At 62.0% G+C, this 9,656-nt stretch carries 10 protein-coding genes; 6 read left to right on the top strand and 4 right to left on the bottom strand.

Translation table 11 applies throughout. The features are described from left to right. Nucleotides 1-1,417, bottom strand: a 1,417-nt coding sequence (ettA, locus tag AAFM29_RS04965) for an energy-dependent translational throttle protein EttA (protein WP_341711706.1), incomplete at its 3' end; no start/stop codon positions are given. A gap of 148 nt (nt 1,418-1,565) precedes the next feature. On the opposite strand from ettA, the gene AAFM29_RS04970 reads away from it, so the two are divergent. Continuing rightward, a complete protein-coding gene (locus AAFM29_RS04970) occupies nt 1,566-2,945 on the top strand; it encodes a M20/M25/M40 family metallo-hydrolase (protein ID WP_341711707.1) in 1,380 nt (459 codons plus the stop codon). A gap of 81 nt (nt 2,946-3,026) precedes the next feature. Next, nucleotides 3,027-4,247, top strand: a complete 1,221-nt coding sequence (locus tag AAFM29_RS04975) for a GGDEF domain-containing protein (RefSeq protein WP_341711708.1) — start codon at nt 3,027-3,029, stop codon at nt 4,245-4,247. Here the strand turns inward: AAFM29_RS04975 and AAFM29_RS04980 are convergent. The 3 genes from AAFM29_RS04980 to AAFM29_RS04990 are packed head-to-tail and all read right to left on the bottom strand — an operon-like array spanning nt 4,233 to nt 6,518. Next, nucleotides 4,233-5,558, bottom strand: coding sequence for an MATE family efflux transporter (locus tag AAFM29_RS04980; protein WP_341711709.1), 1,326 nt, complete (start codon nt 5,556-5,558; stop codon nt 4,233-4,235). The genes AAFM29_RS04975 and AAFM29_RS04980 overlap by 15 nt on opposite strands. Nucleotides 5,559-5,597: 39 nt before the next feature. Beyond that, nucleotides 5,598-5,966: a metalloregulator ArsR/SmtB family transcription factor gene (locus AAFM29_RS04985; protein ID WP_341711710.1), complete on the bottom strand. Its 369-nt coding sequence runs from the start codon at nt 5,964-5,966 to the stop codon at nt 5,598-5,600. A 15-nt stretch (nt 5,967-5,981) separates the two neighbouring features. Next, a complete protein-coding gene (locus AAFM29_RS04990) occupies nt 5,982-6,518 on the bottom strand; it encodes a redoxin domain-containing protein (protein ID WP_341711711.1) in 537 nt (178 codons plus the stop codon). A 182-nt stretch (nt 6,519-6,700) separates the two neighbouring features. Here AAFM29_RS04990 and AAFM29_RS04995 point away from each other — a divergent pair, with 182 nt between their 5' ends. The 4 genes from AAFM29_RS04995 to AAFM29_RS05010 form a co-directional block, all read left to right on the top strand. After that, nucleotides 6,701-7,627, top strand: a complete 927-nt coding sequence (locus tag AAFM29_RS04995) for an MBL fold metallo-hydrolase (protein WP_341711712.1) — start codon at nt 6,701-6,703, stop codon at nt 7,625-7,627. After that, the gene (locus tag AAFM29_RS05000; RefSeq protein WP_341711713.1) at nt 7,624-8,067 is read left to right on the top strand and encodes a YeeE/YedE thiosulfate transporter family protein; all 444 of its coding nucleotides are present in this window, start codon (nt 7,624-7,626) and stop codon (nt 8,065-8,067) included. The genes AAFM29_RS04995 and AAFM29_RS05000 overlap by 4 nt, the downstream gene beginning before the upstream one ends. A gap of 2 nt (nt 8,068-8,069) precedes the next feature. Beyond that, nucleotides 8,070-8,480: a DUF6691 family protein gene (locus AAFM29_RS05005; protein ID WP_341711714.1), complete on the top strand. Its 411-nt coding sequence runs from the start codon at nt 8,070-8,072 to the stop codon at nt 8,478-8,480. A 27-nt stretch (nt 8,481-8,507) separates the two neighbouring features. Then, nucleotides 8,508-9,656 (top strand): FAD/NAD(P)-binding oxidoreductase (locus tag AAFM29_RS05010; RefSeq protein ID WP_341711715.1); only part of this gene is annotated, 1,149 nt, incomplete at its 3' end.

Genomic DNA, 9,656 nt, shown 5'->3' on the forward strand with positions numbered 1-9,656 from the left:
GTTCGTCGAGTAGCAGCACGTTGCCGCCCTGCTTGAGCATCTTGGCCATGTGCACGCGGTTGCGTTCACCGCCCGAAAGCTTGCCGACGTTCTTCTGCTGGTCCGCGCCCTTGAAGTTGAAGGCACCGACATAGGCCCGCGTCGACATGTCCTGGCCGTTGACTTTCATGTAATCGAGCCCGTCCGAAATTTCCTCCCAGACATTGTGCTTGGGATCGAGGTGGTCGCGGCTCTGGTCGACATAGCCGAGGCGTACGGTCGAACCGATCTCGATTGTGCCGCTGTCGGGTTGTTCCTTGCCCGTGAGGATCTTGAACAGCGTCGACTTGCCCGCGCCATTGGGACCGATCACGCCGACGATGCCGCCCGGAGGCAGGATGAAGCTGAGGTTTTCGAACAGCAGTTTGTCGCCATAGGCCTTGGAGATGTTCTTGGCCTCGATCACCTTGCCACCGAGGCGCTCGGGCACCTGGATGACAATCTGCGCCTTGCCGACCTGGCGATTGTCCTGGCTGTTCTGCAGTTCTTCGAACTTGCGGATACGCGCCTTGGACTTGGTCTGGCGCGCGGCGGGGGTCTGCCGGATCCATTCGAGTTCGCGCTGCAGCGCCTTCTGCTTGCCGCTTTCCTCGCGGCTTTCCTGCTCGAGACGCTTGGCCTTCTTCTCGAGATAGGTCGAGTAGTTGCCCTCGTAAGGGTAGTAGCTGCCGCGATCGAGTTCGAGGATCCAGCCGACGACGTTGTCGAGGAAATAGCGGTCGTGGGTGATCATCAGCACCGCGCCGGCATATTCCTTGAGGTGGTTTTCGAGCCACTGGACGCTTTCGGCATCGAGGTGGTTGGTCGGTTCGTCGAGCAGCAGGATGCTGGGCTTCTGGATCAGCAGGCGCGTCAGCGCGACGCGGCGCTTTTCACCGCCCGACAGCGTTTCGACACCCATATCGCCTGGCGGGCAGCGGAGTGCCTCCATTGCGACTTCCAGCTGGTTGTCGAGCGTCCAGCCGTCAACAGCATCGATTTTGTCCTGCAATTCACCCATTTCCGCGCCAAGCGCGTCGAAATCGGCATCAGGCTCGCACATCAAAGCGCTGATCTCGTTGAAACGAGCGACGAGGTCTGCGGTCTCTTTCGCGCCTTCGCGCACGTTTTCGAGGACGGTTTTGGTCGGGTCGAGCTCGGGCTCTTGCTCGAGATAGCCGACAGTGATGTTCTCGCCCGGCCAGGCTTCGCCGGTGAAGTCCTTGTCGATACCCGCCATGATCTTGATCAGGGTCGATTTGCCCGCGCCGTTGGGGCCGACGATACCGATCTTCGCACCCTGGTAGAATTGTAGGTTGATGTTCGACAGCACCGGCTTCTGCGCACCGGGGAAGGTCTTGGTCATGTCCTTCATGACAAAGGCGTATTGAGCGGCCATCGGGGCGGGGTCCTTCGTGGTCTGAATGGGGTAGGCGGACAGAGGTGCCCGACAGGTTTGGGGGCCAGATAATGGCGCGAAGGGAAAGGGGCAAGCGGAACGCGCAAGTCGCTGGACTTGCGGGCAAAGCGTGATAGCTAGCCCGCCCATGCAAAAACCGCTCCTCGCGCTGGTGGCGCTCTCGCTCGCCGTTCCCGCTTCGCTGACTGCCGCTCCGCCGCCTTCGACAGTGGGCGATCATGCAGAGCGGGTTGCCGCTGAGGATGGGCTGGCGTGGGACTTCCTCGAAGGTCTCACCACCGAGGTTGGCCCGCGCATGGCGGGGACCGAGGCGGAGGCGCGGGGGCGCGCCTGGTCCATGCAATGGCTGCGTACCAATGGTTTCGTCAATGTGGTCGAAGAGCCTTATGACATGCGCACATGGGTCCGGGGTACGGAAACCGCCGTTGTGTTGGCTCCCTTCCAGCAGCCCATGCACATAACTGCTCTGGGCGGCACTGCTTCGACCGGAGAGAACGGGATCGAGGCGGAGGTTGTCTTCTTCCCCACCTATGCCGTGCTCGAGGCGGCGGCGCCAGACAGCCTGAAAGGCAAGATCGCCTTCATCAGCCATGACATGCGCCCGACGCAGGACGGATCGGGCTACGGCTTCGCCGGTCCGGCGCGCTGGACGGGTGCTTCGCTTGCCGCGAGCAAGGGTGCGATCGCCACGGTGATCCGGTCGATCGGGACCGAGAGCCATCGCACGCCGCACACGGGCGGCACGACTTTTGCCGAAGGTGTCAAACCGACCCCTGCGGGCGCACTCTCCAACCCCGATGCCGATAATCTCGAGCGCATCTTTGCACGGGCCAACGGCCAGCCGGTCACAATGAGACTGGTGCTGACGCCGCGTGACTTGGGTATGACCAAGAGCGGCAATGTCACCGGCGAGATTGTCGGTCGCGATCCTTCGCTGCCACCGGTGCTGCTCGCCTGTCACTTGGACAGCTGGGACTTGGGTACCGGCGCGGTAGACGATGGCGCAGGTTGCGCAATCATCGCCGCCGCGGCCAAGCAGGCCGCCGCTTTTGGCCAGCCGCTCCGCACGATCCGCGTGCTCTTTGCCGGGGCGGAAGAAGTCGGCCTGTTCGGCAGTAGCGCCTATGCCGATGCGCATCGGAACGAGCCCTTCATGGTTGGTCTGGAAAGTGACTTCGGTGCCGATCGCATCTGGCGCATCGACAGCAATTTCACCGAGAGCGATGCCGATCTCTACAAGCAGCTCGCTGCGGCGGTCGCCCGATTAGGCGTCGCCCCGTCGAAGCAGGTGGCCCACGGCGGTGCTGACCTCAATGTCGTGCGCGCGCAGAAGGGCGCGCTGGTTGATCTGCAGCAGGACGGCACGCGCTATTTCGACTTGCACCACACGCCTGACGATACGCTGGACAAGGTCGATCCGGTGCAGTTGCGGCAGAACGTTGCCGTCTGGGCGGCGACTGTCGGAGTACTCGCCAACCACTCCAATCCGGTTGAATTGGGGCAATAAGCGCTCGACACTGGGGGTGCTTTTGGTATTGGCGAAATACATTTGTAGTGAAACGGGAATTTATGGGGGGCTCCCGTCCACATGGATCAAGAACAAATACTGGGGTTGATTACCCCCATGATGGCGGCGGTCTTCATGGCCGTGTTCCTTGTCATGTGGAAACGCGGAAATATGGGGCACTATGTGCTCGCATTCGCGGGCGCCTATTTCTTTTTCGGACTCGGTTTCCTTGCGACCCATCTCATTCCCGATACTGGCGCAGCCTATGTCTTCCCGCTGACCCAACTGCTCTATTCGCTCGGCTGCGTCTGTGCCGTCTGGGGCGCGGCGAACCGCGCGGGCGAAGCGATATCCTTGCCCGTCATGGGCTATATCTACGGCGTCTCAGCGGTGACGCTGCTGGTGGCGATCGCGGTTTCTGATCAGGCCGACCCGCGGCTTTACATCGTCAACACCGGCTACGGGGTGATGTTCGCCCTTGGCACCATGGCGTTGCTCCAGGCGAACCGCCGGAGCGCGATCGATATCCTGGTGATCGTGCTCTTCGCAGCCTCGGCGACGCAGTTCCTCGTCCGTCCGGTGCTTACCTTGCTGATTGCCGGTGGGTCGGGTGCGTCGGACTACCGGGAGTCGATGTATTACTCGGTCCTCAGTGTCGCGATAACCATCCAGTCGCTGATGACCGCCGTTACCCTGGTTGGCGCCTGCGCTTGGGACCAGGTGATTGCCGAGCGCGAGCGGGCCATGCGTGACATGCTCACCGGGCTGCGGGCTCGCCGTGCCTTCGAACAGGATGCGCTGGCGACGATCGAGCGCGCAAAGCAGGAAGGTGTCTCAGTCAGCCTAATTGTCGCCGATATCGATCACTTTAAGAGCGTCAACGATGTCTATGGCCACCAGGCGGGCGATCAAGGGATTGCGGCGTTCGGCTCTTTGATCGCGGGGATGATCCGTAACAGTGATGTCGCCGGGCGCATCGGCGGAGAGGAATTTTGCATCCTGGCATGGAATTGCGATGGTTCGCAGGCGGAAGCCATGGCTGAACGCATTCGCCGCCGTTTGGGCGATACGCCGGTGACCGGTCTGCCATCTGACGTGCGGTTGACGGCCAGTTTCGGCGTTGCGGAGCGGCTTGAGAACGAAGGCTATGGCAAGATGTTCGCGCGCGCGGATGCGGAGCTCTATCGGGCGAAGGAAGCCGGGCGTGATCGTGTGTGTGCTGCCAGGCTACAAGGTACCGTCACCACGCTGGCCACACCCGAAGCGAAGCGCGAAACGGCTGCCCGATCAGCTGCGCAATAGGCGCGGCATCTGCACAGCCTGAAGCCCCGCCCGCATCAGTAGGAATGCGATGAACGATAGCCATAAGCCATTGTTGCCCAGCGGCCAGGTCAGCCATAGCAGGGCTGCATAGCCCATTGCCGCACCAGCCATGCTCAACAACAGGGCTCGGGTCCAACTGGCTCCCACAAAGACCCCGTCGAAAACGAAACTGGTCACGCCGGCCAAAGGCATTGCGACAATCCACGGCAGTAGCGCTAGGGCTTCCACTGCGACTTCGGGCGTTGCGGCGAACCCCGCAATGATGGTGTGTCCTAGCGCCGCAAAGACTGCGGCAAGAAGCGCTGCCGTGCCAAGCCCACGAAGCAGGATGGCTCGAAAATAGGCGCGGAACCCTCTGCGGTCTTCGGCTCCCATCCGCTCTCCATTGAGTACTTGCGCTGCGTTCTCGAAACCGTCGAGCAAGAGTGCCGACAGGATAAACAACTGGTAGGCTATGCCATTGGCTGCGAGCACCACCGGTCCGCGCTCAGCGCTGAGGCGGGTCAGGGCAGCAATAGACACCATCAACATGACAGTGCGCAGGAACAGGTCGCGATTGACCAGGAGGAACGGCTTGAGCGCCGCGAGTGAAAGATGCGCGCCCTGATGCAGTTTCACGCGAAGTCCACCGCTGTTGCGGCCGAAAACCAGCATGGTGCAAGCGGCGAGCTTGGTGCATTCCGCTGCGACGCTGGCCCAGGCAATACCTTCAATGCCCCAGTGCAGTCCTAGTGCGAGCCACAGCCCGAGGGCCACATTTAGAAGGTTGTAGGCAACCTCGATCACCAGTACTTGCGTCATCTGTCGCCGCCCGACGAGAAAGCCGACCAACGCAAAATTAGCCATTACGGCAGGCGCACTCCAATAGCGGATCCCGGCGTAGGCATCGGCAGCCTCGTGCACGGCGTCCTGGGCACCTAGTGCATCGAGCATCGCAGGCAGCAGGATCGGGCGTGCAAACAGCAGCAGCGCCGCGATTGTCAGGCCAACAAACAGGCCACGCATTAGGATGCCGAACTGTTCGGAATTCCCGCTACGGGTTCCAGCTTGCGCCACCAGTCCTGTGGTACCTGTCTTGAGGAAATTCATCACCGTGAACAGCACGGCGAATAGTTTTGCACCCACGTCGACCGCGCCCTGTGTCGGCGCATCGCCAAGCTGGCCGACAATCCACATGTCGCCCACGCCAATTAGCGCGGTCGCGACGTTGGTGACCATCGCGGGCAGAGCGATGGCCCAGATGACGCGCTTATTGATTCCTTGCGTTGCGGGTGCAGGTGAGGTGTTCACCCGCTGGATTTGGCCGAGCACTCGGCGGCCGGCAAGTGACTAGCGCAGGACGCGGGCAAAGGCTGCGCCGGCGCCGGGGCGTGCTGGGCTTTCGGCTGTGCGCGGCGCGGCAGGTGCTTCGCGTGGGATGATGGATCCGATCCGCGCAACCAGGTCATCGAGAACAGCCCGGTCGACCGTGTAGAATACCTGTTTGGCAAGCCGCTCGCCCACCACGAGGCCCGCATCACGCAAGATGCGCAACTGCTGCGACAGACTTGGCTGGCCAATTCCTGTTGCCTCCTCGATCTCGCCGACCGACAATCGACCTTCGCCGATGGTGCATAGTATCTTGAGGCGCCCGGCGTGCGCCAAGGCGCGCAGAGCCTCAATCGAGGGGCAGCGTTCGGGGTTATTCAAGTCCTTCATTGCGACACACTCTCGTCAGTTCTTATTGTAAAACCAGTCAGTCAGGCCGGAGCCAAGCACGCCGGCGTTGTCCATGGTTGGCTGAGGCATGGTAGGCGCGCCCGGGTGCCAATCCGCCGGGCACAAGCGGTCCTCGCGATCGGCAGCTTGCAGCGCGGCCAGCGCGCGCAAGGTTTCGTCGACGCTGCGGCCCACATTTGCCGGATAGAATGTGATCAGGCGGATGACCCCGGCCGGGTCGATGAGGAAGCTGGCCCGCACGGTCGAAGCGTCCGAAGCTTCCGCGTCGACCATTCCGTATGCGCGGGCGATCTCCAGCGTGGGATCTTCGATGAGGGGGAAATGAACCTCAGTCCCCGTCGCTTCCTTGATCAGTCGTATCCACGCCAGGTGCGCAAACAGACTGTCTACGGAGAGCGCGAGGATATGGCATCCCATTCGCTCGAATTCGGCCTGTCGCTGCGCCAGGGCGACGAACTCGCTCGTGCAAACAGGGGTGAAATCGCCGGGGTGAGATGCGAGCAGCACCCATGATCCGCGGTAGTCCGACAAGACCACCTGCCCCGCAGTCGATCGTGTTCGGTGCGGTCGTTCCAATCCTCAGAACACCACCGCCAATCCCTTCCATCATGTCACTCGCTTACTCTGATCGCTCAATTCGCGTGCGGTCTACTTGACCTAATCGCTTAGGTAAATTAATTACACGATTACAGGAAATGTGCAATGGTGATTCTATGACCGACAATGCGCTGAACCAGGCTTCGCAACAGATCGAAGTGGCGCGGGCGGATGCTGCCAAGCGACCGACCATTGCTGCCTTTTTTGACGAGGCTACGAACACGGTCAGTTATGTCGTGAGCGATCCAGCCACCGGCAAGGCGGCGGTAATCGACTCGGTGCTCGACTATGAGGCTGCTTCCGGTCGGACTGACGATCATTCGGCAAAGTTGATTATTGAATATGTGAAAGTCAATAATCTTGAGGTCGAATGGCTGCTCGAAACGCACGCTCATGCTGATCATCTTTCTGCCGCTCCTTATTTGCAGGAGCGTCTCGGCGGGAAGCTCGCCATCGGCAGGGATATCCGCATCGTGCAGGAGGTATTCGGCAAGCTATTCAACGCCGGTTCCGATTTCCAAAGGGACGGTTCGCAATTCGATCGTCTGTTCGACGACGGCGATCGTTTCACCATTGGATCCCTCGATGCGATCGTGCTCCATGTTCCCGGCCATACGCCGGCCGACCTGGCTTTCGTCATCGGCGATGCTGCCTTCGTCGGTGATACGATCTTCATGCCTGACTTCGGCACTGCGCGGGCCGACTTCCCGGGCGGCGATGCCCGTCGGCTATACCAGTCGATCCGTCGCTTGCTGTCGCTGCCTTCCGAGACGCGGCTGTTCATGTGCCACGACTACAAGGCGCCCGGCCGCGATGATTTCGCCTGGGAAACCACGGTTGGGCAACAACGCGCGCACAACGTTCATGTCCGCGATGGCGTGAGCGAGGATGAGTTCGTGGGGATGCGCACCATGCGCGACCGCACGCTGGCGATGCCCGATCTCATCATGCCCTCGGTGCAGGTGAATATTCGCGGGGGGCGCCTGCCCGAACCGGAGGACAATGGTGTGAGCTACATCAAGATACCGATCAACGCCGTATGACGATCGCGGCCTTTCCTTACGCCATGCCCCTACACGGGCTGGTCGGCGGCCTGCTGATCGGCACAGCTGCGGCAGTTTTCCTGCTTGGTAGCGGGCGCATTGCCGGGGTCAGCGGGCTGTTCGCCCGTGCCACCGGGATTGCCCCCGGACGACGCGATGGGGCGGCCGCGCTGTTCATCGTGGCGCTGATTGGCGGCGCGGCGCTGGTCAATGTCGTCAGTGGACCGGTCGAACAGACCTTCATGGACAACTGGCCACTCCTGGCGCTTGGTGGTGTCATCGTCGGCTTCGGCACGCGAATGGGTAGCGGTTGCACCAGCGGTCACGGCGTCTGCGGCATGTCACGACTTTCCCCGCGCTCGATCGTAGCGACGCTGACCTTCATGACCTTCGGCGTTCTGACGGTATTCGCGATGCGCCTTATGGGACTGGGAGGCTAGAGATGCGCCAGTTCGTCGCCATCCTCAGCGGCCTGCTGTTCGGAGCCGGCCTTGCCATCGGGGGCATGACCGATCCTGCAAGGGTCAGGGCCTTCCTCGACATCCTCGGCCAATGGGACCCAACGCTGGCCTTTGTCATGGGTGGCGCGCTGCTCGTCATGGCTCCGGTGTGGCTGGTCCAGCGCCGCATGGACAAGAGCTTTGACGGGACCACCTTTGACCTGCCGGGAACCAGCACGATCGACGGCAAGCTGCTGGTTGGCTCTGCGCTGTTCGGCGTCGGCTGGGGTATCACCGGCCTGTGCCCCGGGCCGGCCGTCGCCTCGCTGGCGACTGCCTTTGTCCCCGCCATCGTGTTCGTCGTGGCGATGATCGCCGGGATGATCCTTCACCGTTTTGCCTTGAAGCCTTGAACCCCACACTGCGCGAGGATCTGCAGAATGGCCCGTACCGATTTTGACATTGTCGTGGTTGGCGCCGGGGCTGCTGGCCTTGCGGCCATCGCGTCGATCCGCAAGCGCCGGCGGGACCTGTCGATTGCCGTCGTCGACCCCGCTACCGAGCATTTCTACCAGCCAGGGTGGACCATGGTCGGCGGAGGGATTTTTGAAGCCGACCAGACTGTGCGACCGATGGAAGAGCTGATTCCGTCCGAGGTCACCTGGTTGCGGCAACCGGTCGCAAGTTTCGAGCCGGAGAGCGATACGATCCTCCTGGGTGACGGGAGCCGTGTGAGCTATCGCCAGTTGGTGGTCGCCACCGGACTCACGCTCAACTGGGGTGGGATTGACGGCTTGCCGGAAACACTCGGCCGCAATGGTGTCACTTCCAATTATCGCTTCGACCTGGCGCCCTATACCTGGCGGCTGGTGCAGGGGCTGCAGGAGGGTGCGGCGCTGTTCACCCAGCCGCCGATGCCGATTAAATGCGCAGGCGCGCCGCAGAAGGCGATGTACCTGTCATGCAGCCACTGGGAGCGGTCGGGCGTGCTCAACCGCATCGACGTGCAGTTCCACAATGCCGGCGGCGTGCTGTTCGGCGTAGCCGACTATGTGCCTGCGCTGATGGGTTACGTCGAACGCTACGGGATCGAGCTGGACCTGAACGAGACCCTTATCGCCGTGGATGGGCTGGCAAAGCAGGCGACTTTCCGTACCCAAGATGGCGAGAAAACGGTCGATTTCGACATGATCCATGTTGTCCCGCCGCAGGTCGCACCCGCGGTGGTGGCAGAGAGTCTGCTGGCGGGCGAGGGCGGCTGGGTCGACGTCGACCAGGAAACGCTGCGCCATAAGCGTTACGAGAACATCTTCGCGCTGGGCGATTGCACCACCACGCCGAATGCGAAGACCGCGGCAGCGGCCCGCAAGCAGGCGCCGATCGTGGCGGCCAATCTGCTGGCCAATATCGAAGGCATGCCGCTGCCCTTTGCCTATGACGGCTATGGCAGTTGCCCGCTGACCGTGGAGCGCGGCAAGATCGTGCTCGCCGAGTTCGGCTATGGCGGAAAGCTGCTGCCGACTTTCCCCACCTGGCTGATCGATGGAACCAAGCCGTCGCGCGCCGCATGGTGGCTGAAGTCTGAAGCG

It is taken from the genome of Erythrobacter sp. (genome assembly GCF_038133525.1).
In the GTDB taxonomy this organism is placed as follows: domain Bacteria; phylum Pseudomonadota; class Alphaproteobacteria; order Sphingomonadales; family Sphingomonadaceae; genus Qipengyuania.

What these genes read in the sequence shown, in the direction of transcription:
- AAFM29_RS04970 (WP_341711707.1), top strand. Translation starts at nt 1,566, where the DNA reads ATGCAAAAACCGCTCCTCGCGCTGGTGGCGCTCTCGCTCGCCGTTCCC.
- AAFM29_RS04985 (WP_341711710.1), bottom strand. Translation starts at nt 5,966, where the DNA reads ATGAAGGACTTGAATAACCCCGAACGCTGCCCCTCGATTGAGGCTCTG.
- AAFM29_RS04995 (WP_341711712.1), top strand. Translation starts at nt 6,701, where the DNA reads ATGACCGACAATGCGCTGAACCAGGCTTCGCAACAGATCGAAGTGGCG.
- AAFM29_RS05005 (WP_341711714.1), top strand. Translation starts at nt 8,070, where the DNA reads ATGCGCCAGTTCGTCGCCATCCTCAGCGGCCTGCTGTTCGGAGCCGGC.
- AAFM29_RS04975 (WP_341711708.1), top strand. Translation starts at nt 3,027, where the DNA reads ATGGATCAAGAACAAATACTGGGGTTGATTACCCCCATGATGGCGGCG.
- AAFM29_RS05000 (WP_341711713.1), top strand. Translation starts at nt 7,624, where the DNA reads ATGACGATCGCGGCCTTTCCTTACGCCATGCCCCTACACGGGCTGGTC.